Annotated in this window: 26 protein-coding genes; 19 read left to right on the plus strand and 7 right to left on the minus strand. The window is 66.2% G+C overall.

What is annotated here, in order from left to right; all coding sequences use genetic code 11:
• Positions 1-124: 124 nt before the first annotated feature.
• The 4 genes from ACFWF1_RS13760 (at position 125) to ACFWF1_RS13775 (ending at position 3,847) form a co-directional block, all read left to right on the plus strand.
• Positions 125-1,060, plus strand: coding sequence for an undecaprenyl-diphosphate phosphatase (locus ACFWF1_RS13760; protein ID WP_379290069.1), 936 nt, complete (start codon positions 125-127; stop codon positions 1,058-1,060).
• 171 nt (positions 1,061-1,231) lie between these two features.
• The gene (locus ACFWF1_RS13765) at positions 1,232-1,927 is read left to right on the plus strand and encodes a TIGR00266 family protein (RefSeq protein ID WP_379290070.1); all 696 of its coding nucleotides are present in this window, start codon (positions 1,232-1,234) and stop codon (positions 1,925-1,927) included.
• 48 nt (positions 1,928-1,975) lie between these two features.
• The gene (locus tag ACFWF1_RS13770; protein WP_379290072.1) at positions 1,976-2,746 is read left to right on the plus strand and encodes a hypothetical protein; all 771 of its coding nucleotides are present in this window, start codon (positions 1,976-1,978) and stop codon (positions 2,744-2,746) included.
• A 525-nt stretch (positions 2,747-3,271) separates the two neighbouring features.
• The gene (locus tag ACFWF1_RS13775) at positions 3,272-3,847 is read left to right on the plus strand and encodes a TerD family protein (protein WP_379290259.1); all 576 of its coding nucleotides are present in this window, start codon (positions 3,272-3,274) and stop codon (positions 3,845-3,847) included.
• Between the two features lie 11 nt (positions 3,848-3,858).
• Here the strand turns inward: ACFWF1_RS13775 and ACFWF1_RS13780 are convergent, their stop codons facing one another.
• Entirely contained in the window at positions 3,859-4,668 is an 810-nt protein-coding gene (locus tag ACFWF1_RS13780; protein ID WP_379290074.1) for a class I SAM-dependent methyltransferase, read from the minus strand.
• Positions 4,665-5,321, minus strand: a complete 657-nt coding sequence (locus ACFWF1_RS13785; RefSeq protein ID WP_379290075.1) for a winged helix-turn-helix transcriptional regulator — start codon at positions 5,319-5,321, stop codon at positions 4,665-4,667. Before ACFWF1_RS13785 ends, ACFWF1_RS13780 begins: the two co-directional genes overlap by 4 nt.
• Before the next feature lie 235 nt (positions 5,322-5,556).
• On the opposite strand from ACFWF1_RS13785, the gene ACFWF1_RS13790 reads away from it, so the two are divergent.
• The gene (locus ACFWF1_RS13790) at positions 5,557-6,360 is read left to right on the plus strand and encodes an oxidoreductase (protein WP_379290077.1); all 804 of its coding nucleotides are present in this window, start codon (positions 5,557-5,559) and stop codon (positions 6,358-6,360) included.
• Between the two features lie 45 nt (positions 6,361-6,405).
• Positions 6,406-7,137, plus strand: a complete 732-nt coding sequence (locus tag ACFWF1_RS13795; RefSeq protein ID WP_379290078.1) for an SDR family NAD(P)-dependent oxidoreductase — start codon at positions 6,406-6,408, stop codon at positions 7,135-7,137.
• Positions 7,138-7,144: 7 nt separating this feature from the next.
• On the opposite strand, the gene ACFWF1_RS13800 is transcribed toward ACFWF1_RS13795, so the two are convergent.
• Positions 7,145-8,032 (minus strand): LysR family transcriptional regulator, encoded by an 888-nt coding sequence (locus tag ACFWF1_RS13800; protein ID WP_379290080.1) that lies wholly within the window; start codon positions 8,030-8,032, stop codon positions 7,145-7,147.
• A 227-nt stretch (positions 8,033-8,259) separates the two neighbouring features.
• On the opposite strand from ACFWF1_RS13800, the gene ACFWF1_RS13805 reads away from it, so the two are divergent.
• The 6 genes from ACFWF1_RS13805 to ACFWF1_RS13830 all read left to right on the plus strand — a co-directional run bounded on the left by ACFWF1_RS13805 (position 8,260) and on the right by ACFWF1_RS13830 (position 12,084).
• Complete coding sequence (locus ACFWF1_RS13805; protein WP_379290081.1) at positions 8,260-8,703, plus strand: nitroreductase family deazaflavin-dependent oxidoreductase; 444 nt, start codon at positions 8,260-8,262, stop codon at positions 8,701-8,703.
• A 103-nt stretch (positions 8,704-8,806) separates the two neighbouring features.
• Positions 8,807-9,298 carry a MarR family winged helix-turn-helix transcriptional regulator gene (locus ACFWF1_RS13810; protein WP_379290082.1) on the plus strand — a complete coding sequence of 164 codons (492 nt, stop codon included), beginning with the start codon at positions 8,807-8,809 and terminating at the stop codon, positions 9,296-9,298.
• A gap of 468 nt (positions 9,299-9,766) precedes the next feature.
• On the plus strand, positions 9,767-10,165 hold the full coding sequence (locus ACFWF1_RS13815; protein WP_379290084.1) for a hypothetical protein: 399 nt from the start codon (positions 9,767-9,769) through the stop codon (positions 10,163-10,165).
• A 45-nt stretch (positions 10,166-10,210) separates the two neighbouring features.
• Positions 10,211-10,612 (plus strand): hypothetical protein, encoded by a 402-nt coding sequence (locus ACFWF1_RS13820; RefSeq protein WP_379290086.1) that lies wholly within the window; start codon positions 10,211-10,213, stop codon positions 10,610-10,612.
• A 141-nt stretch (positions 10,613-10,753) separates the two neighbouring features.
• Entirely contained in the window at positions 10,754-11,359 is a 606-nt protein-coding gene (locus ACFWF1_RS13825; RefSeq protein WP_379290087.1) for an MspA family porin, read from the plus strand.
• 29 nt (positions 11,360-11,388) lie between these two features.
• Entirely contained in the window at positions 11,389-12,084 is a 696-nt protein-coding gene (locus ACFWF1_RS13830) for an MspA family porin (protein WP_379290089.1), read from the plus strand.
• On the opposite strand, the gene ACFWF1_RS13835 is transcribed toward ACFWF1_RS13830, so the two are convergent.
• The gene (locus ACFWF1_RS13835; RefSeq protein WP_379290091.1) at positions 12,081-12,710 is read right to left on the minus strand and encodes a glyoxalase; all 630 of its coding nucleotides are present in this window, start codon (positions 12,708-12,710) and stop codon (positions 12,081-12,083) included. The genes ACFWF1_RS13830 and ACFWF1_RS13835 overlap by 4 nt on opposite strands.
• Positions 12,711-13,060: 350 nt before the next feature.
• On the opposite strand from ACFWF1_RS13835, the gene ACFWF1_RS13840 reads away from it, so the two are divergent.
• On the plus strand, positions 13,061-14,368 hold the full coding sequence (locus ACFWF1_RS13840; RefSeq protein WP_379290093.1) for a glycosyltransferase 87 family protein: 1,308 nt from the start codon (positions 13,061-13,063) through the stop codon (positions 14,366-14,368).
• 493 nt (positions 14,369-14,861) lie between these two features.
• On the opposite strand, the gene ACFWF1_RS13845 is transcribed toward ACFWF1_RS13840, so the two are convergent.
• The gene (locus ACFWF1_RS13845; RefSeq protein ID WP_379290095.1) at positions 14,862-15,260 is read right to left on the minus strand and encodes a VOC family protein; all 399 of its coding nucleotides are present in this window, start codon (positions 15,258-15,260) and stop codon (positions 14,862-14,864) included.
• Between the two features lie 90 nt (positions 15,261-15,350).
• Between ACFWF1_RS13845 and ACFWF1_RS13850 the strand changes: the two genes are divergently transcribed.
• Positions 15,351-16,367, plus strand: coding sequence for a helix-turn-helix transcriptional regulator (locus ACFWF1_RS13850; protein ID WP_379290097.1), 1,017 nt, complete (start codon positions 15,351-15,353; stop codon positions 16,365-16,367).
• Entirely contained in the window at positions 16,345-16,830 is a 486-nt protein-coding gene (locus ACFWF1_RS13855) for a GNAT family N-acetyltransferase (protein WP_379290099.1), read from the plus strand. Before ACFWF1_RS13850 ends, ACFWF1_RS13855 begins: the two co-directional genes overlap by 23 nt.
• A gap of 1 nt (position 16,831) precedes the next feature.
• Here the strand turns inward: ACFWF1_RS13855 and ACFWF1_RS13860 are convergent, their stop codons facing one another.
• Positions 16,832-18,547, minus strand: a complete 1,716-nt coding sequence (locus tag ACFWF1_RS13860) for an ABC transporter ATP-binding protein (RefSeq protein ID WP_379290101.1) — start codon at positions 18,545-18,547, stop codon at positions 16,832-16,834.
• Positions 18,547-20,376 (minus strand): ABC transporter ATP-binding protein, encoded by a 1,830-nt coding sequence (locus ACFWF1_RS13865; protein ID WP_379290103.1) that lies wholly within the window; start codon positions 20,374-20,376, stop codon positions 18,547-18,549. Before ACFWF1_RS13865 ends, ACFWF1_RS13860 begins: the two co-directional genes overlap by 1 nt.
• 107 nt (positions 20,377-20,483) lie before the next feature.
• On the opposite strand from ACFWF1_RS13865, the gene ACFWF1_RS13870 reads away from it, so the two are divergent.
• The 4 genes from ACFWF1_RS13870 (at position 20,484) to ACFWF1_RS13885 (ending at position 25,138) form a co-directional block, all read left to right on the plus strand.
• A complete protein-coding gene (locus tag ACFWF1_RS13870) occupies positions 20,484-21,227 on the plus strand; it encodes an alpha/beta hydrolase family protein (protein WP_379290105.1) in 744 nt (247 codons plus the stop codon).
• Between the two features lie 47 nt (positions 21,228-21,274).
• Positions 21,275-22,732 (plus strand): AMP nucleosidase, encoded by a 1,458-nt coding sequence (locus ACFWF1_RS13875; RefSeq protein WP_379290107.1) that lies wholly within the window; start codon positions 21,275-21,277, stop codon positions 22,730-22,732.
• Between the two features lie 422 nt (positions 22,733-23,154).
• Complete coding sequence (locus ACFWF1_RS13880; protein WP_379290109.1) at positions 23,155-23,652, plus strand: hypothetical protein; 498 nt, start codon at positions 23,155-23,157, stop codon at positions 23,650-23,652.
• Between the two features lie 130 nt (positions 23,653-23,782).
• The gene (locus ACFWF1_RS13885; protein ID WP_379290111.1) at positions 23,783-25,138 is read left to right on the plus strand and encodes a CAP domain-containing protein; all 1,356 of its coding nucleotides are present in this window, start codon (positions 23,783-23,785) and stop codon (positions 25,136-25,138) included.
• Positions 25,139-25,227 lie beyond the last annotated feature (89 nt).

The raw sequence follows: 25,227 nt of genomic DNA on the forward strand, positions 1-25,227 counted from the left end.
AATCGCACGGCACCAACGGATTACCGGCTGTTGGTGTCCGTGTTCGGCGCGGTCGAACCGCGATGACCGATCGCAGCGCTACCTTGCGCGGCGTCCGGCGCGACCACGTGGGAAGCTGTCACCGATGCTCACCTATACCCAAGCCGTCGTGATCGGCGCACTCCAAGGCATAACTGAACTGTTCCCGATCTCCAGCCTGGGCCATTCGGTGCTGGTGCCCGCGTGGCTGGGTGGATCCTGGAGCGATCTGGTCACCCAGGGCGATTCCGATAACGGCACGCCGTATCTGGCGTTCGTTGTCGGGTTGCATGTCGCGACCGCGATCGCCCTGCTGGTGTTCTATTGGCGAGATTGGGTCGGCATCATCGTCGGCTTCCTCACCACGCTGCGCACGCGCCGGATCGAGACCTCCAGTCAGCGGCTGGCGTGGTTGGTCATCGTCGCCACGGTGCCCGTCGGGATCCTCGGGTTGCTGCTGGAGCATCCGTTGCGGACATTGTTCGCGAAACCGCTGGCGGCCGGGCTGTTCCTGACACTGAACGGTGTCGTACTCATCGCGGGTGAGGTGCTGCGCCGCCGCAGCCAGCCGACGCTGGCCGAATACGGCAGGCGCTTCGCCGAGTCCGAGGCCCGCGCCGAGGCGATCTCGCAGGGCTACCTCGACTCCGATGACAACGTCCAGCTGGCGGACCTGACCACCAAGGACGCGTTGATCATCGGTGCCTCCCAGACCGGCGCACTCTTCGCGGGCATCAGCCGTTCGGGCATGACGATGGTCGGCGGCCTGCTGCGCGGCCTGGACCACGAGGACGCGGCGAAATTCGCGTTCCTGCTGGCGACCCCGGTCATCCTGGCCGCGGGTGTGCTGAAGCTGCCGACCCTGGCCGGCCCGCAGGGCAACGGCATCCTCGGGCAGGTGCTGGTCGGATCGATCGTCGCAGGCGTCGCCGCCTACATCGCCGTCCGGTTCCTGGAGCGCTACTTCAAGTCGAACTCGCTGCTGCCGTTCGCGGTATACAGTCTGGCATTCGGTCTGGCCTCGGTGATCCACTTCCTGTGAACGCCGAGCCGAGGAAACTGCTGTTCCGATGCGGGTTCGGCAAGGCGTAGCGTTGAAAGTGACGGATATCCGGTCGGCCGACAGCCTCGTGCGTCGGATCGCTACCTGGGTGCGCGAGCCGAAAGTTCTTGTGCGGCAAGCGCATGTGATCCCTAGCCAAGGGGAGGGACGTTGGACGCCAGGATTCTCGGCACGGTGATGCCGGTACTCGAGGTGACCTTGGCCCCCGGGGACAATCTGATCGCCGAGGCCGGGCAGTTGTCGTGGATGACCGAATCGATACGGCTGCGTACCTCCAGCCGGGTAACCGCGGGCGGGCTGCTCGGTGCCGTCAAGCGGGCCGCCGCGGGTGCCGGGTGGTTTCTCACCGAATACACCGCGGCGAAGAGCCCGGGGCGAGTGGCGTTCGCGGCGAAACTGCCGGGGCAGATCATTCCGGTCACCCTGGGCCCCGGGAGTGAGTACCTGGTGCATCGGCACGGATTCCTGTGCGGCACCGGCGATGTACGGATCGCGCTGACCTTCCAGCGCCGCCTCGGCGCGGGCATCTTCGGGGGCACCGGATTCACGCTGCAACGACTCAGCGGGTCCGGCTACGCGTGGGCCGAGCTATCCGGTGAGGTCTTCCAGTACACCCTCGCGCCGGGGGAGACGTTGCGAGTGCATCCGGGGCACGTCGGAATGTTCGATGCCACAGTCGGATTCGACATCACCGTGCTGCGCGGCGTCCGAAACATTCTGTTCGGCGGTGACGGTCTGTTCCTTGCCGCCCTCACCGGTCCCGGCCGGGTATGGCTGCAGTCGCTGACCGTGAGCAACCTCGCCCACGTGCTGCTGCCGTATCTGCCTGAGCCGCAAGGTAATTGATGTGGATCAGCAGCGGCCGAAGGCGGCGCTGCGCAGCGGAGGTAAAGCGTGGAGAACCCGGATCGATCCGGCTCGCCGGACCCGGCAAAGGCGACGGCGCGGCAGGCGCTGCGGCAGTTGCAGGAGCAGTTGCGTAAATCCGAGCGGCTGCTCGATCTCGCCGAGGAACAGCAACCGTCTCAGACCTTGACGCGGATCGTGCATTCGCGCTGGCCGGTGGCGGCCGCGGTGGTGGTCGCCGTCGCGCTGCAACTGTGCCTGCCGAACAGTTTCACGCCGGGGCATCGGCTGGTGCCCGGTCTCGAGCTCGTGCTGCTCGGTGGACTGGTGGTCGCCGATCCGCGGGGGCGGGCCCGCCCGACCCGGTGGCTGCGCCGGATGATGGTGCTGCTCACCGCGATGATCACGGTGACCAACGGGTGGTCGGCTATCCGGCTCGTCATCGACATCGCGCAGGGCAAGCAGGAAGACGCGTTCATTCTGCTGATCTCCGGTGCCGCGATCTGGGCAACCAATGTGATCGTGTTCAGCCTGTGGTACTGGCAGCTCGACCGGGGTGGGCCGCTCGGTTCCCGTGCCGCGGTCTGCCATCGAGACTTCGTGTTTCCGCAGCAGGCCGACCTGGATCCCACGCTGGTGGAGTGGACGCCCAGCTTCGCCGACTACCTGTATCTCGCCTACACCAACGCGACGTCGTTCAGTCCCACCGACGTCATGCCCTACACGATCCGGGCCAAGATGATCATGATGGTGCAGTCGGCGGTCTCGCTGCTGACCATCGCGTTGGTCATCGCGCGCGCGATCGGCTTGTTCAAATAGGCCTGCGCCGAGCGGAATCGGTGGTCATAGCTGAAATGCGTAAGGATGTGGGGCCGCTATGCGGGTTGGCGGTACTGTCGAAGAGTGACAACCGGTGAGGGGGAGCCGAGGATGCGCGCCGCCTCCACACACACCCCGTTGGCCGCGCGACTACGTGCCGCCATGGCAGGCGCCCATGAGGACGCGATGCGCGCCGCCAACGCGGCCGAGCGCACGGGAATGCGACTGAGCCGCGCGATGCTCGAGCTGATCGAACTACAGCGGCGCATCACCACGATCGCCGATCAACTCGACAGCGTCGGCGAGAACTCGGCCGCGCTGGATCCGCCGATCACCGCTACCACGTCGGTCGCCAAGCCGCCGACCCCGATATCTGGCGTGACCATTCTGAAGCCCTCCGCCGGACCACCGTTGGCGGGACAGGATCGGGTGGCTCTGGACGCGCTACTGTCGATGCCGAGGTCGTCGTTCCAGTTGGACGGGTGGCCTTGGAAATCGTTTGCCGTCGATAGGAAGGAAACCGCGATGAGTGTGACGCTGGCCAAGGGCGGCAACGTATCGCTGTCCAAGCAGGCCCCGAATCTGACGGCGGTCGCCGTTGGTCTGGGCTGGGACGCGCGCGGCACGACGGGCGCCGACTTCGATCTCGATGCCAGCGCCCTGGCGACCGGACCGGACCGAAAAGTGCTCTCGGACGGGCACTTCGTGTTCTACAACAATCTGCGCTCCCCGGAGGGCTCGATCGAGCACACCGGCGACAACCTCACCGGCGAAGGCGAGGGCGACGACGAGGTCATCAACGTCGATCTCGCCGCGACCCCGCCGACGATCACCAACATCTTCTTCCCCGTGTCGATCCACGAAGCCGATACCAGGCAGCAGTCCTTCGGGCAGGTCCGCAACGCCTACATCCGTGTCGTCGACCGCGCCACCGGTGCCGAGTTGACCCGCTACGACCTGACCGAGGACGCCTCCACCGAGACCGCGATGGTCTTCGGTGAGCTCTACCGCCACGGCAACGAGTGGAAGTTCCGTGCGGTCGGGCAGGGCTATGCCTCAGGGCTGGGTGGCATCGCCCGCGACTACGGGGTCAACGTCTGACGCAGGCATCGTCAACTTGCCCTGGCGACTGCTTGCACGGCCCGCAGGCGGCCGTCGGCCAGCGCCTCGGTGAGGTGCTCGGCACGTTCGCGGAAGTTGGGGACGAATGCGTGCAGTCCAAGGGGACTTGGCGGCATTGCCAGGACAGTGCGCATCGTCGTCACGGTCATCTCGGTGAGGTCTGCCCAGTGTTCGACTGTGTAGCAGGCGGATTCGATCGCGGTGCGTAACGCGGTCGGGGTGGCCAGGTGCGTGTGCTCGGGCGCTTCCGCCCAGGGCAGCGGATAGTCCAGCGCCCTGCCGTCACCGGCGACGATGTCCCACACGGCGAGCCGACCGCCGAGCGCGGTGACTCTGCGTGCTTCGCGATACAGGCGGTCTTTGTCGGGCACGTTCATCTGAACGTGCTGGCTGAAGACCACCTGGAAGGACGCGTCGGCGAAAGGAAGTTCCGTGACGTCGCCCTGGCGGACGGCTATCCGATCGTCCAGGCCGACAAGATGATTGAGCCAACGCGCGGTGTCGCAGTATTCCCCGACCATATCGACGCCGGTGACCCGGCAGCCGAAGCGAGCAGCGAGATACCGGGCGGTGCCCCCGATGCCGGTGCCCGCGTCGAGTACCTCGGTCTCCGGCGTCAGGTCGACGAGTTCCACGAGCTGATAGGTCGCGAGACGCCCGCCGCTGTGGAAATCCTCGAGTAACGCGAGATCGGCGGGCTCCAGTCGGTCGAGGTCTTTTCCTGCGGCGATGAGCGCCTGCTCGATGTTGATCCGAGATACCCCGGTCGCGTACTGGGCCGGAATCCGCATTTCTTTCATGGCTGTTCTCTTCTCGTTTCCGGCCCGACGGGCCGGAGCCTGGTGAGCACGTCGCGGCGGCCTTGGGTGGTCAACCCGAACTGAGTGGCTTGCTCGATATCGATCACGCCGGTGAGCAGCCCGAGCACGGCGTGCGGGGGACCGTCCAGGACAAGATCGGGATCGACGGCCACACCGGTGCGTGAATTGATCCGTCCCGCACCGACTTCGAGGACAGCGTGGACACCGGACGAGCTGAGCTGAATGATCACCGGTGCCGCCGCCGGGTCGACGTCGGTGACGAACCACGCCGGCGCGTACGCGAGCCATTGGGCCCGGAAGGCGTCCTCGGGCCGCACCTCGGTCATCTGACGAAGTCCCCACAGCCCCAACGCTTTCAGCGTGGGCTCCAGCGCCAGTCCGGCTTCGGTGAGCCGGTAAAGGCTGGTCGCGACGGGCGGCGGCGCATCGTCACGGCTGATCAGTTCGGCCTGCTCGAGTTCGCGCAGCCGCGTCGACAACAGATTGGTGGCGATGCCAGGCAGCCCGTTCTTCAGGTCGGTGAACCGGCACGAGCCCTGTATCAGCAGCTCCCGCACGATCAGCAGCGTCCATCGATCTCCTACGACATCGAGCGCCCTGGCGATCGAACAGTATTGGTCGTAGGTCCGCATACCGCCATCGTAGCTCGTGGAAGTAGAGAAAATCTACTTGTTGGTTGAAAATCTCTACTATCGGTCAACTGGCCGGTCACGGCCGGAAGTTCTTGGGTGCATAGGAAGTTCCTATGGCATCCACTGTCTTTTGGTCTTTGCCTCTCGTCCTTTTCCGGACGTACCGTGAAACAGCTCGACAAGGTGTCAATCCTTTCCGTCGAGCGGCAAATACGCAATCGAGAGGACCGGTGGCATGACCACGATCGAGAACGGCTCGGGAACCCGCGAATTCGCGGGAAAGCGGGCACTGGTCACAGGTGGTACTCGCGGAATCGGCGCGGCCATCGTGCGTCAGCTTTTGGACGCGGGTGCCGAGGTGATCACGACCGCCAGGTCGGCGACCAGCTCGGTACCGGACGGGGCCACGTTTGTGGCGGCCGACGTGCGGACGCGGGCGGGCGCGGAGGCGCTGGCCGCGGCGGCGCAGGAGGTGCTCGGCGGGGTGGATGTGCTGGTCCACAACGCGGGTGGGGCGCAGCCGTACGAGGGTTCCGCGGCCATCCCGGACGAGGTGTGGCAGGAGGCGTTGGACCTGAATTTCCTTGCGTCGGTGCGGCTGGACTCGCTGCTGGTACCGGGGATGCGGGAACGGCGTTCGGGGATGATCGTGCACATCTCCTCGGCTGCGGTGCCCGCCGCGGCGCCACCGTTCCTGCACTACGTGGCGGCGAAGGCGGCGCTGCAGACCTACAGCCGGGGATTGGCTTTGGAGTTGGCGCCCTTCGGAATTCGGGTCAATGCCGTGTCTCCCGGCAGAACCGCCACCCCCGGCGGCGAAGAAACCCGGGAGCTGTGGGCGCGCATCAGTGCGGACGACACTGCGGCGCCGAGCGCGGACGACACTGCGGGGTCAAGCGCGAGCAGCGCAGTGCCGCTGGGGCGCGACGGTCAGCCCGACGACATCGCCAACGCGGTGCTGTTCCTCGCGTCCGACCGGGCGAGCTGGCTGACCGGCAGCAATCTCTTCCTGGACGGCGGCGAATTCCCCCGCGGCTGACGGCTATTCCCTAGGCGGACAAGACATTACGAGAGGTCGCAGATCATGGAATTGCAGGGCAAGACGGCATTGGTCACCGGCGGCACGTCCGGCATCGGGCTGGCAACCGCTCGATTGCTGGCCCATGCGGGCGCTGAGGTCATCATCAGCGGCCGAGATACCAAGCGCGGCAAGGACGCTGAACACGCCGCGCAGGCGGACGGCGCGGTCCGATTCGTCCCGGCCGACCTGGCCGACCTGGACTCGGTCGCCGAATTGGCCCGCCAGAGCGGCCCGGTCGACATCCTCGTCAACAACGCGGGCGCGTTCCCGACCGCACTCACCGTGGACCAGAGCGAGCGGGAGTACCAACGCGTCTTCGACACCAACGTGCGCGGCGCCTACTTCCTGGTCGCCGCGCTCGTGCCGCACATGCTCGAACAGGGCGCGGGCAGCATCGTCAACGTCACCTCGCTGGCGGCGTTCAAGGGCTTCCCCGCCGCCTCGGTCTACAGCGCGTCCAAAGCCGCGCTGACCTCGCTGACCCGCACCTGGGCAACGGAATTCAACGGCGGCGGGGTCCGGGTCAACAGTGTCGCTCCCGGTCCGACCCGCACCGAAGGCGTGCTGGCCGAATGGGGCCCGGCGGGCAACGAGGGCGTGGCCAAGGAGCTGGGGCTCGAGCGCACGGCCGACTCATCCGAGATCGCCGAGGCGATCTATTTCCTCGCTTCGCCGCGGGCCAGCTACATCACCGGCACCACGATCCACGTCGACGCGGGCGGCAGCGTCTTCTAGCGGCGGGTCAGGAGACCGGTGCGAAGGACCTGGACCAACTCTCTTGACGCAACTGTTCGAGCAGGGCCGCCGCCGCGCCGCCACTGGACCGGACCACGGCGATGACGGGCTGGGACACCATCGGGGATACCGGCCGCACGAGGTGCTCGTAACCGGCGGGCACCGCGGAGGACGGGATGAGGGTCACCCCCAGCCCTTGGGCGGCCCAGCGTGCGGCCGTTGCCGTCTGGGAGACCCGGGCCGCCGTGGTCGGGGTCAACTCGTTGTCCCGCAACACATTCAACAGCACTCGGTCGAGCGCGCTGTCGCGGTCGAACCGCACCCACGGCTCGCCTGCCAGTTCGCGCAGCTCGACCCGGTCCGCGGCGAGCAGCCGGTGCGCGGCGCCCAGCACCACGACGAACTCCTCGTCGCCGAGGTGGTGGGCGTCGGCGGGGGTTCGCTCGCACTCCGCCATCAGCGCGAGGTCGAGCACGCCCCGACGGCATAGCCGGTCCAGCTCGGCGGAGCTGGGCTCCTCGAAGACGGTCACCTCCAGCCGCGGGAAGCGGCGATGTAACGCGCCGAGCGCGCGTGGCAGCTGCCGCGTGCCGAAGCCGAGCTGCGCCGCGACCACCAGTTCGCCGACCAGTTCGTCGGCACCGGCCCGCGCCGTCGCCCGCGCCCGCCGCGACGCGCTCACCGCGATTTCCGCCTCGCGCAGGAACGCTTGCCCGACCGCGGTGGGTACCAGTCCGGTCGGCGTGCGGTCGAACAGTTGCACGCCGAGTTCCCGCTCCAGGCCGCGGATCTGCTGGGACATCGATGGTTGCGCGACGTGCAGCAGCTCCGCCGCCGCCGTCACCGAGCCCGCTTCGGCGACGGCCAGGGCGTACTCGTACTGGCGAAGGCTCATGCGGCGCTTGTTCCCTTCATGCGGTGGACCGCGATCCACCTCGTTGTGATCGCTGTGGTGACAAGCGCTACAACGCGAGCCGTGCCGGGTTTACTCCGTGGCGGTCACCGCACCGAAGCCGGCCTCTTGTATGCCAACCCCCGACCAGCTCCAATATTGTATGAGTTTGATATGATACTGAAATCGTAGTTTACGGATGCGATACTTTTGGAGAAGGGTTCCATGCCATGAACGCAGACAGTTACCGTCGGCTGACCAACACGATCAACAAGGTCATCGTCGGATTGCAGCGCAGGGGAGTGGCTTTCGGGCCGATGCAGCTGCTCACCGTCCCGGGGCGCCGGACCGGGCAGCCGCGCACGTTCCCGATCGCCGTGAACAAGCTGGGCGACGGCCGCTACATCTTCCAGGCGTTCCCGAAGGCGGCGTGGGTGGCGAACGCGCGGGCCGCGGATACCGTCACGTTGACTCGGGGACGCAAGTCCTCGACCGCCCGCCTGGTCGAGGTGTCGGTCGATGAACGTCGTCCGCTGTTGCGCGAATTGGTCGAGTCCAGTCCGGCGAGTGTCGGCAACCGCTTCGTGACCACCGGTCTGGCCGAGGCCGCCACGCCGGACGGGATCGCCGCGGCGGCGCATCGGATCGCGGTATTCCGCGTCGAACCGGCCTGAACCGAACCGGCAGGTTCATCGACCCGGTCTGCGGTGGCGTCGATCGGTCCGGCGCCACGATACGATACGGAATCCATACAAACTGACGTGAGAGTAGCGCTGTGTGAGTTCAGTAGCAGATCGGGCCGGGGCGCGGCAGCGGCGGCAGCTCACCGTTGCCGTCAAGGAAGCGATGCGCGACTTGAACATTCAGCTGTCGCTGCTCAACCGCAGGTTCGGCGGCCGGGTCGAGCTCAGGGATATCGACTGGACCTGCCTCGACCTAGTCAATCGATATGGCCCGATGACCCCGACCGCGCTGGCGCGCCAGGCCGGCCTGCACCCGGCGACCTTGACCGGGATCCTCGACCGGCTACAGAAGGGCGGCTGGGTCCAGCGCGAGCGCGATCCGGAATCAACGGACCGTCGCGCAGTCACCCTTCGCGCAGTGCGCGAACGCAATTCGACCCTCTTCGAGGTGTTCGCCGGGATGAACACCCGAATGGACGAGGTCTGCGAGCACTACTCCGCAGCCGAACTCGAGGTGATCGCCGACTTCCTGCGCCGCACCAGCACCGCGGGACAAGCCTCGGCCGAGGAATTGGCCGAGGGCTGATTCGCCTGGCGGCCGCACACAAACCTGTCCGCTGAACGCAATTGGTTGTCGTCCTTACGCCTTCCCGTCTCGAAATTCCCTCACTACCGTTGAAGACGCGCCCCTTCAGGATGCGCATATCATTCGAAATCCACTGCGGGGCAACATATTTATCGGCGTCTGCGTCTCAGGAGGGGCTCAATGTCGATCACTAGTATTACCCCGCCCGGCGCTGCTGATGTCGGCAGGCGAATTGTGTTGGCGGAGCGGGACTTCAGGACCTGTTAGGTAGGTCTTAACTGAGCCGCCATGTGTGGGGTGTTTCGCTACGCTGACCCGTGAAATGACTGCTGCTGCGCAATGGTGCGCTGTTGCTTGGTGTCTGTGGCCGGGTGGACGAGGTTAGTGGCTCGGTCGTGAATGTTGTTATGCGGGAAGGGTTATCAGCTGATGAGGGCGCGGCGGATCTTGGTGGGGATGTTGGCAGCGGTGGGTGCTGTTGTGGGCATGGGGGTGGTGGCGCCGGCGCAGGCGGATCCGCTGCCGCAGGTGACGACGGTCGGCACCACGCTGTTCTCCTTCGGTGACGCGAAGTTCTGTGCGGGCGCGATCGACGTTGCGCTCGAGGCGGCACCGCGCAGGCCGGGGCATGTGCTGGCGCACGTGACGCCGCGGGGGTATCTGGGTGGTCCTTGTGGCAATCAGGTGAAGCTGGGCTGGGTGGGTTCGGCGGGGCTGCGGACTCAGGATGTCTGGGTCGGTGCCGGTGCGACGCCGGGGGAGACCGTGACGGCGGATCTGTGGGTCGGGATGGGTCCGGCCAAGGTTATGGCGGCGTCCTGGCCGATCAAGGGCACGTTCGCGGAGTGGTATCTGCTGGTGCCGTAGTGATACCTTTGTAGTCAAAGGTAAATCGCGTACGGGAGTATCGGCATGGTCCATGAAGAGTCCCCGCGACCCACGGCTGGTCGCATCCTGACAATCGGTCTGCATCCGAAATCCCTTGACTACAGTCAATTTCCGGACCTGGACGAGCCGAAGCTGCTCGCGCGCATCGAAACCGGGCACGCCGCGATGCGCGCGGCAGGCTTCGACGCGGTGTCCTGTCTGGTCGGCACCGAACCCGACGAGGCCGAACACGAGATCCGCGCACACCTCGCCGACGGCCCGATCGCCGTGGCGATGATCGGCGGCGCGATCCGGATGATCCCGGAGCACACCCTGTTGTTCGAACGGATCGTCAACGTGTTGAGCGGAACGGTGTTCTGCTTCAACACTTCACCGGAAACCACCGTCGACGCACTGCGTCGCGCCGGGGTCGCCCCGAACGCCTAGCGAATTCGACCCCGCCGGAACCTAATTGGACAATTGCGACCCCCGCGCCGGCGTACAGCAAGCCCACCGCTGATTCCCAGCTGACGTTCAACTTCGCGTGCGAAGTTTGCGGTTCCTGATGGCTGTCGAGGATGAGGTTTGATGAGGGTTGTTGATGGTGCCTGCCGCGGCGTGGCCGGGATCGGTGTCGCGCTGGCGATGCTGATGCTCGGCGGCGGGGTCGCGAGCGCCGACACGGTGGTCCCGCTGCCGGACGGTGAACAGGCCCTGACCACGGCGACCGGCATTCCGGTCGACCTGACCAGGACCGGTGAGACCGCGATCATCTCGCCGTCGCTGGCCGCGAACGGCATGTCCCGAACGGCGCAGCTATCGGGCACCACCTACGCCACCGTCCCCGGCGCGACAGCGGGCACCCTGGAGACCGGTTATCTGGTCGGCTGCCAGGTGGATCTGTCCGGTGGGTTGTCCCTCGGCGGCGACGTCTACCTGTCGCCCGACTCGGTGTCACCGGAATTGAGCCCCAGCATCAAGCTGGGCCCGGGGGCCGTGGCGGTGGTCAAGTTCGGCACCAAGAAGCTCGATCCGGCGGCGGGCGCTGTCGGCATCGCCTACCGCAATCGCGGTATTCAGCTGAGCGGATGCGGCGGATTCGCACAGGCCCGCGCATACAGCGCGCTGACCGTGACCAACGACCAGGGTTCTGCCGAAGTGATGCTGTACGGCGACCCGTTCAGTGTGGGTTGAGCGTGCGATCGAACGAGAGGAACAACGCGATGCGCGGTTCATTGTGCGCCGCGGTGGCGTGCGCATTCCTGCTGATCCCGGCGGGTCTGGCACACGCGGACACGTCGGTGACACTGCCGGATGGACATGATCAGTTCACGGTTCGCGATGGTGTCGTCGCGGCGGTCGACCGCACCGGCGAACAAGCGACCATCTCCGGCTCGATGGCCGCGAGTCCGCTGTCGCGCAACGCCTGGGTATCGGGTGTGACGTCGATCCACCTCACCGTGCCCGCCGAGGTCACGGTCAGCGGCGGCCGGATCGAGACCGGTTACCTGGTGGGCTGCCAGGTCGATCTGGGCAGTGCCACCCACGCGGACGGTAGTGGCGATACCCCGAGCGACCCGAAACCGGATACCCCTGACAAGCCGGGCAAGGACGGTGGCGGCAACGACGGTCTCAGCGCGGGCGGTTACGCCGGTGGCACCGTCAACAAATCGGGTGTCTCGCCCTACGCCGATCCCTCGATGAGCATTCAGCTCAAGCCGGGAAAGGTGGCAACGAAGAAGATCGAGGACTACTCCTTCACCGGCACCTCGGGCATCACCCAGTACGTGAATCACACACTGTCCGTTGAGGGGTGCGCAGGCGCCGCCGAAGCCCGCGCCTACACGACGGTCACCGTGCACGACAACGTGATGGACGATTCGGAGACCCTGTGGGGCCAACCCTTCAGCCTCGGCTAGTGCCCGGCTGCCCAGACGAACCCGTCCGGGTCGGCGAACGGGCCGATACCGCTGCCGAGCACGATGCGGTGCGATCCGGTGCCCGCCGGATCGACACCCGCGTCCTTGGCGGCGGCCTTGCGCCCGTACAGCGCCAGCTTGACCGACGACGCCGGCGCCTCGAACTCGACGTACTTGCTGCCGAAGCTCTTGCCGACGGTCAGGCCGCGGTCGACGTAGAACTGCTTGGTCGCCTTGACGTTGTCGACGCCGAGCAGCACCACGAAATCATCGACCGCCCTGGTGGCCGGGCCGGTGTCCTTCTTCGCCGAGGTCGCGACCTTCCAGATCGCCCCGTCCGGCGCCTGGATCACGCCGCCGTAGCCCCAGAAGCTCTTCTTGGCCTGCTTGATCGTCACCGCGCCCGCGTCGAGCGCGGTGCCGATCAGGCTGTCGACGGTGCTCGGCTGCGACACCACGAGCGAGAGGATGTACCCGCGGAATCCGTTCGTCGGTGCGTCGGTGGCGCGGATGCGCAGTTGGTTTCCGAGGCCGAACGCGGCGTCGTAGAAGGCGGTGGCCGCCGCGGGGTCGGAAACCTCGAGGGTGACGGACTCGATAGTGGTCTGATCAGTGCTGATGTTCATGGGAGCAACGCTAGGTGCCGCCCGGTGACCAGCGCTTCTCGATTCCTGACCGGTCTGCTCGGTCGTTGCGCCGTGCGCGCCCGTCTTGCGGATTTCGACCGTTTCGTCCGCTTGATCCAGTTCGCGCAAGACGGCTTTACGAACTCCGCGACGAGAACGCGGTCACCGCAGCCTGATTGGTATCGAGTAACCAAACGGCTTGAGCTGCCGCGTCATTCGATGCGTGACAGCGTCGGGCCGTGTATCGGAGACTTCCGTGGGTATGCCCAGTTGCGGTCGCGCTGGAAAGCGCGCTCGGTCGCCGCTAGCGTGGGGTGGCGCGCACGGAGTCGGATAGCTGGGAGTTGAGTTTGTCGACATCGACGATCGAGAACATCGAAATGTCCGCCCCCGCGCCGAATGAGCCTCGCACCATCGCGCCGCTGGTGTGGTGGACGATCGTGCTGGCCGGTGTCGTCGCCGGTGGGTATTACCTGGTGCAGGTGCTCGAGCATCGGCAGATAATGCTGCATCTGATCGACCTGAGCGTCTATCAGATCGCCGGCGATCGAGTGAGCCATCACGTCTCGGTGTACGACAGTCCGCTGCTCGGCAACACCCGAGGTGTCTGGGAGTTCGTCTACACCCCGTTCGCCGCACTCCTGTTCGTTCCGCTGCGCTGGATACACGGCGACCTGTACACGGTCGTCGGCGGCCTCGGCAATTTCGTGATGCTGGCCGTGTCCTGCTGGGTGGCGCTGTCGATGCTCGGCTATCGGCGGGATCGACGACTGGCCATCGCGGCCGTCGCGGTCGCCGGACTGCTGATGTGGTGCGAACCCATCCGCATGACCATGGCCTTCGGTCAGGTCAACATCTTCCTGTTGCTGATCGTCATCGTGGACATGGCGCTACCCGACACCTCGCGCTGGAAGGGTGTGCTGACGGGTATCGCCGCAGGCATCAAACTGACTCCGGCTTTCTTCGTGCTCTACCTGGTGGTCACCCGGCGCTACCGGGCCGCGGCGACCGCGGTAGGCGCGTTCGCCGCGACCATGGTCATCGGTTTCGCTGTGCTGCCGAAGGATTCGCTGACGTACTGGAGTGGCGCCTTCCTCGACCCGCAACGCGTCGGCATACCCGCGAACCTGTCGAACGAATCGCTGCGCGGCATGATCGCCCGCGCGGTCGGCGTCGAAGGCGCACATCAGTTGCTCTGGTTGGCCGGCGCAGCCGCCATGGCCGCTCTCTGCCTATACCTGGCCCGCCGCCTCTCCCGAATGGGCCATGAACTACCCGCCGTAGTGTGCGTCGGCGTCACCATGACAGCCGTATCCCCCTTCAGCTGGGTACACCATTGGGTCTGGCTAGCACCACTTCTCATCTACCTGGCCGACCTGGCCCTCCGCCGCCGCGGCCTCCTCGCCCCCCTCGCCTTCCTGGCAACCGCACTGGTCGTCTCCAGCGGCATCCTCACCTTCTACGACCCAACCCTGGTCAGCATTTTCGACTACGCCGACCGAGCCCGCCCCTCCCTCCTCTACCGCAACGCCTACCTCTGGCTGACCGTGGTACTCCTGGCAGTTACAGCCATAGCCCTACACCGATCGACGGCTCGCCCGCAGCCGTCAGCGGAAACGGTCGACACTCAGCGCGCGGAATCGCCTACGAGCAGTTGACCGTCGGCCGCTCAGGGGCCGTGGTTGTCAATGTCGTGGGTCGATGAATCGCGCGATGTACGCGTGCGCACGATGCCAAGGGTCGTGCGCGAACTCGGCCCGAGCCCGGTGCCAGTGTCGGGCGCAGAGTTCGTCGAGGTCCACGTGGATCGGCCGTGGTTCGCAGGGCTCAGCAGCCTGAGAGACGGCGAGTAGCTCCGACTCCGGCGTCCATCCGCAATGGTCGAATGCCCATCGACCGTCGGAGGCGTAGACGTGGCAGGGATCGTCAGCTCCGTTCGGCCACAGTCCGATTGGGCGGAACTCGCCCGGATGGACCTCCAGGAACGCATAGGCCAGGATGTGGCACGCACCGGCAGCGAAGAACGACTGGTCGTCCCGGTGCCATGACAGGTCCTTATCCGCTCTCTCCAGCGGGGTTCGCCGGAAGACCGCGCAGGGGACATACATGCCGTGAGTCTATTCAGCGAGCGCATTTGAGATCGAAATCGGCTCAGCGAGTGAACTTTTCGATGGCGGCGGGGGTTACCGGGGTGAAGAAGTTGATGAGGTTGCCGTCTGGGTCTCGGAAGAGGAGGGCGCGGTTGCCCCAGGGCATGGTGGTGGGTTCGGTGACGAAGTCGGGGATGAAGGTGGTCAGGTTTTTGTAGATGGTGTCTACGTCGTCGACTAGGAATTCGATGATGACGCTGTGGTTGTCGGCGGGGCGGGCGGAGTTGGGGGCGAAGAGAGGGACGGTGCGGGTGCTGCCGATTGCGAGGGTCGCGGACGGCGTGGTGAGTTCGGCGAAGTCTTCGGTGGACCAGTTTGCTTGCAGGCCGGTGGCGCGTTCGTAGAAGGCGACGAGGCGGGTGATGTCGGCGGTGATGATGCGGATCGAGACGAAGTTCATGGGTGCTCTCCTGGTCGGTTGGTGGTCTCGACCGAACGGTATGGCTGATACCGGACAGAATCCGCCCGGTATATGAGAGAGACTTAGGTCATGTCCCGGCCTATTGCTCGCGTGCTCGCATTGCTGGAGCTTTTGCAGGCGGGTGGTACTCGGACCGTGGCGGAACTTGCCGACCGGCTCGAGGTCGATGAGCGAACGGTGCGCCGGTATGTCGATCACCTGCTCGACCTCGACGTGCCGGTCGAATCGGTGCGCGGCCGCTACGGCGGCTATCGGCTCGCCTCGGGGTACCGGATGCCACCGCTCATGCTGAGCGATGACGAAGCGCTGGCCGTGCTGCTCGGCCTGGTCGCGGGGCGGCGCGCAGGCTTGCTGACGAGCACGGGGTCGGCGAGCGAGACGGCGGCGGCGAAGATTCGGCGGGTATTGCCGGAGCGGCTCGGTCGCAGGCTCGATGCCGTGCTCGGCTCGCTCGCCTTCACCGCCACGCCCGGCGAGACGACCGCTCCGGAGACCGCGGTTCTGCTCACGATCGCCGACGCGGTCCGCCAGCACTGGCCGATTTCGATCCGGTACACCGCCGCCGACGGCCGGCACACCGAACGCACGCTGCACCCATATGGACTCGTCGCGCATTCGGGCCGGTGGTACGTGATCGGTTCAGACCCCGCGATCGGCGAAGACCGAACGTTCCGGCTGGATCGCATCACCGCCGCACGCACGCTGCCCGGTTCGTTCGAACCGCCTGCCGAATTCGACCCTGCAGCGCGTGTGCTGACCGGACTCGCCACCGCGCCCTACCGGCATGAGGTGACTCTCCGGATCCAAGGCACCACCGAGCAGATTCGCACCCGACTCCCCGCCAGCGTCGCGATCGTGACGGAGCCGTCATCGGATTCGGACTGGTCCCGCGTCGAACTGCGGGCCGAACGCCTCGACTGGTTACCTCCCTTGCTCGCGTCCCTGGACCTGCCGTTCGTCATCGAACGACCCGACGAGCTCCGCGACCTCGTCGCAGCACTCGCTGACCGGCTGATGCAGTCGGCCCAGCGAAAACCGCCGCGCACCAGGCAGACTGGAGCGCATGGCGATGGTGAACATCCGTAAAGCGACTCCTCAGGACGAGGCGGCACTCGCCGATCTCAACTGGCGCAGCTGGAACCCGGTGGCCGAGATCGCCCCGCGCCCACCACGTGACGCCACGTTTTTCGGCGAAGCCAGCGAACCGGAGCACTACCTTGTCGCCGAACTCGACAACCGTCTGGTCGGCTACCTCCGCCTCGTTCAGCCGATACCGGTCCCGAGCGCCGCGCACGTCCGCCAGATCCAGGGCCTCGCCGTCGACGAGGAATTCCGCCGCCACGGCATCGGAACAGACCTCCTCGAAAGCGCTTTCGCCGAAGCCCGCGGCGCGGGCGCCACCCGCCTGACCCTGCGCGTCCTCGCCCCGAACACCGACGCCCGCCGACTCTACGAACGCATGGGTTTCACCGTCGAAGGCACCCTCCACCACGAATTCCTCATCGACGGCACCTATGTCGACGACATCCTGATGGCCCGCACGGTCTGACTCATTCACTCGCGACGGGCGCCATCGCGATGTCCCAGAAATTCGCGTAGCGACCGCCGCGACGCAGTAGGTCCTCGTGGGTGCCCTGCTCGATGATTCGGCCGCCGTCGAGAAACATGATGTGGTCGGCGCTTCGCACGGTGCGCAGGCGATGGGCGACCAGCACCACTGTCCGGCCGGACATCAGGCGTTCGATTCCTGCGTGGACGGCCGCCTCGTTCACTGGGTCCAGTGCGGAGGTCACCTCGTCCAGGAGCACGATGGGGGAGTCCTTCAGCAGGGCTCGCGCGATCGAAACACGTTGGCGCTCACCGCCGGACAGCAGCGCGCCACCCTCACCGACATTCGTCTTCCAGCCACTGGGCAGCCGCTCGATCACGTCGTCCAACTGGGCGGCGGTCGCGGCCGCGCGCACCTCGGTGTCGTCGGCGTCGGGACGGCCGAGGCGCACGTTCTCCTCGATCGTGCCGTCGAATAGGTAGACATCCTGGAAGACGATGGCGATCTGCCGCATCAGTATCTCCGTGCTGATCGCGCGCACGTCGACACCGCCCACCCGCACCGCGCCGGTGTCTACGTCGTAGAACCGCGCGAGCAATTGGAGCAGGGTGCTTTTGCCCGCGCCGGAGGGGCCGACAATGGCGAGCCGCTGTCCCTCCGGCACAGACAACGTCAGGTCATTGATCAAGGTGCGGTCGTGCTGTCGGAAGGTGACGGACTCGAACCGCAGGTCTCGGCCGACCGGCGTGATCGGTTCCCGAGGTTCCGGCAGCGGCTCGGTGCGCAACACCGCGTCGAGCCGGGCCAACTCGGCACGCGCGCCGCGCAGCTTGCCACCGATATCCGACAGCGAAAGCAGCGGATCGGCGCAGCGGGCGGTGAGCACCAGGATCGCCAAAAGTTCTGCCGCGCCGATGTTTCCGCCGAGTGCAAGGTAGGTGCCGAGGATCAGCAGCCCGGTGAACGCGGCCTGCACCGTGAGCGTCAGCCCCACCACCCCGGGCACCGCCGACAGCGTGGAACGGCGGGCCGCACGCTGAGCTTCCCGCAATGAATCGTCGAGCAGTTCGAACCGTTCGCCCGTCCGGCCGCCCGCCCGCAGCACCGGCTGCGCCTGGAGATATTCGATAACACGCCCGGATGCCTCGCGGCCGCGGTCGGCGCTCGCTATATCGGCAGCTGCCATCGAGCGGCCGGTCCAGATCTGCACCGCCGCGACAACAGGGACGGCGACCAAAGCGGCCAACCCCAACTGCCAGTTGAACGCGAACATCACGACGATGATCGTCAGCGGAGTCACACAGGCGGCGATGAACGGCGCCAGCAGATGCGCCGACACGCTCATCGCCTGCAGCAGACCACGACTGGCCATGACGGACACCTCGCCGACCCGATCGGCGCTGTACCAGCCGATGGGCAAGCGGGCCAGATGATCGCCGAGCCGGTGATACATCCCGCGCAACATCGTTGCCCCGACCCGGAATCCGGACAGATCACTGCGATAACGCAACGCCGCGTACGCCGCGACCGCGACACCGAACGCGAGCAACCACGGCCGAGCAGCTCCTGGATCGCTCCCGAACAGTGCCCGCAACACCGGAACCAGCAGTGCGTAGGACAAACCCTCGACCACCGCGGTGATCGTCATCAGCGCCATGGTGCGACGCATCGTCCGGGCGTATTCCTGTCCCAACACCTGCAACAGCATTCGCATCATCAGCGCGAGTCTCCTTGCCGTACTTGGGTTTCGATCTCATCGGTGAGTGCGGATCGGTGCGATTGCCAGAACTCCGCGAACTTTCCGTGCTGCGTGAGCAACTCGCTGGGCCTGCCGCGCTCGATGATCGCTCCGTCCGCCAACACCACGACCGTGTCAGCGTCGGCGACCGTCTCCAGCCGGTGCGCGATCACCAGAATTGTCCGATCGCCCGCCAACGTCGCCAGTGCATCGCGCACCGCGCGCTCGGTCTGCGGGTCGGCGAAGGCGGTCGCTTCGTCGAGCACGAGAACCGGCGCGGCGGCGAGCAGGGCACGCGCGATCGAAATACGTTGTGCCTCACCGCCGGACAGCTTGACGTCGTCGCCGATCACCGACTCGTAGCCACGCGGCAGCTCGAGAATTCGATCGTGGATATTCGCCAGCTTCGCGATGCGCACCACCTCATCGCGGTCGGTCTCCGGCACCGCCAGCGCGATATTGTCCGCGATCGACGCGCGCAGCAGCCGAACATCCTGGAAGACAAAGGAAACCGTCCGATAGAGCTCCCGGCTGCTGAGCTCGCGCAGATCCACCCCGCCGAGCAGCACCGAACCGTGCGTCGGGTCGAAGAACCGCGGCAACAGCTGAACCAGCGTGGACTTCCCGCTGCCCGACGGGCCGACGAGCGCGGTGACGGTCCCCGGCTCGAGCACCAGGTCGATCCCGCGCAACACCTCGTGCTCGGGGTCGTAGCCGAAGCGAACACCCCGCAGTTCCACCCGATGTCCTTGTGCCGCAACAGGATGCGCGGGTTCCGGCAATGACGGCACGGCGAGCACGTCCTTGATCCGCCCGACCGCCCGCCCGGCGGCCTGCATATCGTCGAAGCCGTGGCCGAGCGCCGCCACCGGCGCGGTCAGTCCCAGCCCGAGTAGCAGGAAGGGCAGTAGATCCGCCGGTGCCATCGAGCCGTTCGTGATCAGCGTCGTACCGCCGATCAACACGACGAGCAGCACGAACGGCGGCGACAGCGCCAGCTGCATCCCCGCGGCGATCGCGGAGACCGCGCGCACCCAGTGCACGAAGGTGTCTACGAAATCGTCGGCGGCCGTACGGAATTTACTGTGCGCCCGCCCGGAGCCGCCGAACGCCTTGACCACCGAGATGCCTTGTACGAACTCGACCACCGAACTCGCGATCCGCCCCATGGCCGTATCGAATACCGCCTGCTCGCGCTGCCGGGTCGGCGTCATCATCAGCGGGACAAGGGCAATCGCCAGCACCACCGGTATCAGCGTGATCAGCGTGAGCCGCCAATCGATGGTGAACAGGTAGACCAGCGATATCAGCGGCACCACGAATGCGGAGACGAGCTCGCCCGGAGCATGCGCGATGAACGGGTGCACGGTGCTGACGTCCTCGCCGACCACCTTCGCCAGCTCGCCGGTGCGGCGCTGGGAGAACCAGCCGATCGGCGCCCGCCCGAGCCGCTCGGCCAGTTGCCTGCGAAATGACAGCTGCACCTGGTTGTCGACGATGTGCCCGATACCGGCCGACGCGGCCGTGCACAGCAGTCGCACGAACATGCCTACCGCACCGGCGATTACGACGGCCCAGACGTGACCGTGCTCGATCGGGCCGGGCGACAACAGTGTTCGCCCCAGTTCGACCACTGCCAGCAGCGGCGCGAGACCGGCGACAGCGCCGACGACCTGCAGGATGACGACTGCGGCGAAACCTGGTGCATGCGGGCGAAGCAGGTTCGAAATACCTTGTCCTGCTGTGGAATCGGCCCTCGGCGAGGGGGTGGACTGTTCCGTCGCCGTAGCGACGTCGAGCACGGTCATCGCGTTCCCTCCCAGTTTCAGTACGCGTATAAATAATGTACCTCGAGCCGGTTCTCCGAGCCATAGATCGCAACTTTGCTAATTTGCCTGTAAGAGAAGGGCGACCGTTGACCGATCACCAGGGTTTCCAGCAGCAGGAACGCACCGCAGTCGACCGCTTGGAGCGGCAGACCGGCGATATGGGCAGTGTCACCTCCTACGGCCCGCATGCGGACCAGGTGATCGAAGTATTCGGCGAACCGGGACCAACGCTGGTGTTCGTCCACGGCGGCTACTTTCGGCCCACCATCGATCGGACCCACGCCAGGCCGTTCGCCCGTGCACTCGCGCGGGCAGGTCAGCGGGTCGTGCTGCTGGAATATCGGCGAGTGCCGGGGGATCCGTCGGTGACGATCGCGGACCTGGACCTCTTCGAGTCCCACTTGGCCGAACCGGTGCTGTGGGCCGGCCACTCCGCGGGTGGGATGCTGGCGCTGACACGGGCGTATCGGCGTCCGGCCGCAGTCCTCGCGTTGGCACCGGTAGCGGATCTCGCGCGCGCATCCCGACTACACCTCGGCGATCACGCGGTCACCGCCTGGATGGGCGGAACTCCCGAACAACAGCCGCGCCGATACGCCGACCTCGACCCCCAAGTGCGTCTGTCACCGCGCCCTCCTGGCGTACTCCTGGTGCACGGCATCAACGATCAGACCGTCCCCGTCGCACTGAGCCAGGACAGTCCGGCCGAATCGCTGGTACTACCGGACGCCCACCACTTCGACCTCATCGATCCCGAGTCCGAAAAGTGGCCCCGGATACTGCAATTGGTGCGCTCAGCAGTGCGGCAACTGCCTCCGCAGACACAGTGAAATACGGTGTCCTTGCGACAACTTCCGAACGCGACGCAGGGAGACCCATGCCGAATCGGCCACCAGCCAGTTCGTTGACCAGCGCCGAGGCCCTGGATCAGCTGGAAACGCACTATCAGCGCTCCGTCGACGCGTTGCGCGAGGCGATCCGGGCCTTCGTCGAGAACGGCACCGTGCCGGACGAGGCCACCCGCGACGCGGGCTTGTTCGTCTATCCAGAACTGCGCATCAGCTGGGACGGTGCCGCGCCGCCGAAGAATCGCTCGCGCGCGTGGGGGCGGTTCACCCGGCCGGGCAGCTATGCCACCACGATCACCCGCCCGGATCTGCTGCGTCATTACCTGACGGAGCAATTGGAGATGATCGAGCGCGACTACGAGGTGCGCATCGAGGTTTCGCCGTCCCGGCAGGAGATCCCGTTTCCCTATGTGATCGATCGCGCCGACCTCACCCTCGACAGTTCGATGGCCGCGGTGATGGCCAGGTATTTCCCGACCACCGACCTGGCCAGCATCGGTGACGAAACCGCCGACGGCATCTTCAACGCCATCGACACCTTCCCGCTCAGCCATTTCGACGCGCTGCGCACCGATTTCTCGCTGGCGCGCTTGCAGCACTACACCGGAACGCCGGTGGACCATTTCCAGCCGTTCGTGCTGTTCACCAATTACACCCGTTATGTCGACGAATTCGTGCGCTGGGCCTGCGAGCAGATCGCCGACCCCGACAGCCCGTACGACGGCCTCTCGTGTCCGGGCGGCACCGTGATCACCGCCGAAACCCTGGGCGCGGCAACAACGTCGGATCTCGCCTGGAAGAAACATCAGATGCCCGCCTGGCACCTGACCTCGGCCGATCGACGCGGCATCACCCTGGTGAACATCGGTGTCGGACCGTCGAACGCGAAGACCATCTGCGATCACCTCGCGGTGCTGCGCCCGCACGCGTGGCTGATGATCGGCCACTGCGGCGGCCTGCGGGAGAGCCAGGCGATCGGCGACTACGTGCTCGCGCACGCGTACCTGCGCGACGATCACGTGCTGGATTCGGTGCTGCCGCCGGATATTCCGATTCCCAGCATCGCCGAGGTGCAGCGGGCGCTGTACGACGCCACCAAGATCGTCAGCGGCATGCCGGGCGAAGCGGTGAAGCAGCGGCTGCGCACCGGTACCGTGGTGACCACCGACGATCGGAACTGGGAACTGCGCTACTCCGCGTCGGCCTTGCGTTTCAACCTGAGTCGTGCGGTCGCGATCGATATGGAAAGTGCCACGATCGCCGCGCAGGGATATCGCTTCCGGGTGCCCTACGGCACTTTGCTGTGCGTCTCGGATAAACCGCTGCACGGTGAAATCAAACTGCCCGGCCAGGCGAATCGTTTCTACGAAGGGGCCATCTCGGAACACCTGCAGATCGGCATCCGGGCCGTGGAACTGTTGCGCGCCGAGGGAGATCGGCTGCATTCGCGCAAGCTGCGCACCTTCAACGAGCCGCCGTTCCGGTAGCCCACGCCAGACTCCGCAGCCCGGTCGATCAGCGTCCCTGATCGCCGGGCTGCGCTGTGTCGGGGTCCGGCCGATCGGACGCGCGGCAGCGTGCACACCGCGCGTGAGCGCGGCTTGGTCGGCCGCCCAGCGGGAACGTTCGTGATCCGATGTGATCCGGGCGTGATCAGACCGTGATCGCCTGTGTCGCTGTTAATCAGCCCTCAACTCGATTTTAGAATTCGACTTACAAGTCGTGGGTTGCTGCGCTGAGTTCTAACCTCAAATGCGATCAACAATTTGGTGGCACCGGCGAGCCAGGCCACCGACCAACGGCGGTCGGGAGGTCCCGGCCTGTAGCTCGACTCGGCGGCACCGAGCCTGTGCCTTTGGGGGACAGGCGATCCGACCACGCGATCGACCAACTCCGAAAGAAGCGTCTCATGGGTAAGCACAGCGCACCTAGCAAAAACCAGATCCCGGCCCGATTGGCGATTCTGTCGACGGCGACCTTGATCGGCCTCGGCGTCTCGGCGCACAGCGGAGCGGGACAGGCCGTCGCGGAAACGACGACCGTCGCCGACCAGAGCGACCACGTGGCACCGGCTCCGGCCAAGGCGAAGCGGGTACTGGCCGCGAACGGGCAGGGCCACCACAGCCGAAATGTGGCGCCGCCCAAGAAGAAGAAGCCCGGCGCCAAGCCGAAGGCCAAGCCTGCGGCCGACAAGCCCGCGGCAGATCCGTTGGAGCTGCTGAACAGCGGCAGCGCCACGCTCACCGGGTTGGCGAAGAGCCTCAACACCGGCAGCGCCGCTGTCGCGCCGCTGGCCAAGGCGCTCGGCACCGGCAGCACGGCGGCTGCCGGTAGCGCCGCCACCGGCAGCAAGGCGGCGGGTGGCCTCGCGCCCCTGCTCGGCCTGCTCTCCGGCAGCGCCCTCTGATCTCAGGGCGACGCACGGCCGCCAACCAGCAACAAGAAGGCATCTCATGGGTAAGCACAGTGCACCGCGGAAACTTTCGCCGGCAACAATGCTCACATTGTCCACCGCTTTCGGAGTATCAGCTTTTGCTGTGACGTTTGCTGGAGCTCCCTCGGCGTCGGCGGCCGATTCGCCCGCCGACGAGGTGATCAGCCTGACCAACGCCGCACGCACCAAAGCGGGCTGCTCCGCGCTGAAATCCGAAGAGCACCTCACCGAAGCCGCGCAGGCCCACACCAAGGACATGGCGGCCAGCGGCAACCTGGACCACAACTCGTCGAAAGGTGATCCGGGCGACCGGATCAGCGCGGCGGGCTACAAGGCACAGACCTGGGCCGAGAACATCGCCGAGGGGCAGACCAGCGCGTCCGAGGTCGTCGACGCGTGGATGAACAGCGAAGGCCACCGGGCGAACATCCTGAACTGCGGGCTGAAGGACATCGGTGTCGGCTACGCCAAGAGCGGCGACGGCACCCCTTACTGGACGCAGGATTTCGGCGCGTCCGACGGCGCCGACAAGGACAAAGATAAAGACAAGGACAAGGGCAAAGAGAAGGACAAAGACAAGCCGTCCGGGGGAGATAAGGACAAGCCCTCAGGTGGTGACAAAGATAAGCCGTCCGGTGGTGACAAAGACAAGCCGTCCGGCGGTGACAAGGACAAGCCTTCGGGCGGAGGCGACAAGGACAAGCCGTCCGGCGGAGGCGACAAGCCTTCCGGCGGTGGCGATAAGGACAAGCCCTCCGACGGCGGCGACAAGCCTTCGGATGGCGGCGACGAGTCCAAGGATCCTTCGGGCGACGGCTCGGACGGCGACGGTGATTCGTCGGAGGACCCGTCGGGTGACGGCTCGGACGAGTCGTCGGACGGCGCAGGCGATTCGTCGGAGGACCCCTCGGGCGACGGTTCGGACGAGTCTTCGAATGGTGAGGGTGATTCGTCCGAGGATTCGTCGGGTGACGGTGCGGACGAGTCCGCCGGTGACGGAGGCGATTCGGCCGAGGATTCGCAGGGTTCGGATGAGTCCGCGGGTGACGGCGGCGATTTGTCCGAGGACTCGCTGGGTGACGGTGCGGACGAATCTGCCGACGGCGCAGGCGATTCGCCCGAGGATTCCTGGAGCGACATCTTCTCGAAGGACGCCGGTGATTCCGCAGGCGACGCGTCCTCCGATGGCTTCGACTGGTTCGGGAACGGCGGCGACGACTCGGGTGACGGCCTCGGGGCACTCACCGGTGGCGGTGACGACCTCGGCGGACTCGGTGGCCTCCTAGACGGACTCGGCGGCGCGGGTGATGCGTTCGGCGGACTCGGCGATGCCGGTGACGCTTTGGGTGGACTCGCCGGTGCGGGTGACGCTCTGGGCGGACTCGGCGGCTTGGGTGACGCTTTGGGCGGACTCGGCGGCCTGGGCGAAGGCCTCGGCGCACTCGCCGGTGGCATCTAGCTGGTCGGCCGATCCGACTCGATCGCCGAACAAGGTTGACGCCCAACCTTGTTCGGCGATCAGCTGTTTCGCGGGTGGCGAAGGAGAAC

This window comes from Nocardia sp. NPDC060255 (assembly GCF_042727395.1).
Classification (GTDB): Bacteria; Actinomycetota; Actinomycetes; order Mycobacteriales; family Mycobacteriaceae; genus Nocardia.

Bases quoted from the DNA above. Each gene is read 5' to 3' on its own strand.
- ACFWF1_RS13760 (WP_379290069.1), top strand. From the start codon at position 125: ATGCTCACCTATACCCAAGCCGTCGTGATCGGCGCACTCCAAGGCATA.
- ACFWF1_RS13775 (WP_379290259.1), top strand. From the start codon at position 3,272: ATGAGTGTGACGCTGGCCAAGGGCGGCAACGTATCGCTGTCCAAGCAG.
- ACFWF1_RS13780 (WP_379290074.1), bottom strand. From the start codon at position 4,668: ATGAAAGAAATGCGGATTCCGGCCCAGTACGCGACCGGGGTATCTCGG.
- ACFWF1_RS13785 (WP_379290075.1), bottom strand. From the start codon at position 5,321: ATGCGGACCTACGACCAATACTGTTCGATCGCCAGGGCGCTCGATGTC.
- ACFWF1_RS13790 (WP_379290077.1), top strand. From the start codon at position 5,557: ATGACCACGATCGAGAACGGCTCGGGAACCCGCGAATTCGCGGGAAAG.
- ACFWF1_RS13795 (WP_379290078.1), top strand. From the start codon at position 6,406: ATGGAATTGCAGGGCAAGACGGCATTGGTCACCGGCGGCACGTCCGGC.
- ACFWF1_RS13800 (WP_379290080.1), bottom strand. From the start codon at position 8,032: ATGAGCCTTCGCCAGTACGAGTACGCCCTGGCCGTCGCCGAAGCGGGC.
- ACFWF1_RS13805 (WP_379290081.1), top strand. From the start codon at position 8,260: ATGAACGCAGACAGTTACCGTCGGCTGACCAACACGATCAACAAGGTC.
- ACFWF1_RS13820 (WP_379290086.1), top strand. From the start codon at position 10,211: ATGGTCCATGAAGAGTCCCCGCGACCCACGGCTGGTCGCATCCTGACA.
- ACFWF1_RS13825 (WP_379290087.1), top strand. From the start codon at position 10,754: ATGAGGGTTGTTGATGGTGCCTGCCGCGGCGTGGCCGGGATCGGTGTC.
- ACFWF1_RS13830 (WP_379290089.1), top strand. From the start codon at position 11,389: ATGCGCGGTTCATTGTGCGCCGCGGTGGCGTGCGCATTCCTGCTGATC.
- ACFWF1_RS13835 (WP_379290091.1), bottom strand. From the start codon at position 12,710: ATGAACATCAGCACTGATCAGACCACTATCGAGTCCGTCACCCTCGAG.
- ACFWF1_RS13845 (WP_379290095.1), bottom strand. From the start codon at position 15,260: ATGAACTTCGTCTCGATCCGCATCATCACCGCCGACATCACCCGCCTC.
- ACFWF1_RS13850 (WP_379290097.1), top strand. From the start codon at position 15,351: ATGTCCCGGCCTATTGCTCGCGTGCTCGCATTGCTGGAGCTTTTGCAG.
- ACFWF1_RS13855 (WP_379290099.1), top strand. From the start codon at position 16,345: ATGGCGATGGTGAACATCCGTAAAGCGACTCCTCAGGACGAGGCGGCA.
- ACFWF1_RS13860 (WP_379290101.1), bottom strand. From the start codon at position 18,547: ATGATGCGAATGCTGTTGCAGGTGTTGGGACAGGAATACGCCCGGACG.
- ACFWF1_RS13865 (WP_379290103.1), bottom strand. From the start codon at position 20,376: ATGACCGTGCTCGACGTCGCTACGGCGACGGAACAGTCCACCCCCTCG.
- ACFWF1_RS13875 (WP_379290107.1), top strand. From the start codon at position 21,275: ATGCCGAATCGGCCACCAGCCAGTTCGTTGACCAGCGCCGAGGCCCTG.
- ACFWF1_RS13880 (WP_379290109.1), top strand. From the start codon at position 23,155: ATGGGTAAGCACAGCGCACCTAGCAAAAACCAGATCCCGGCCCGATTG.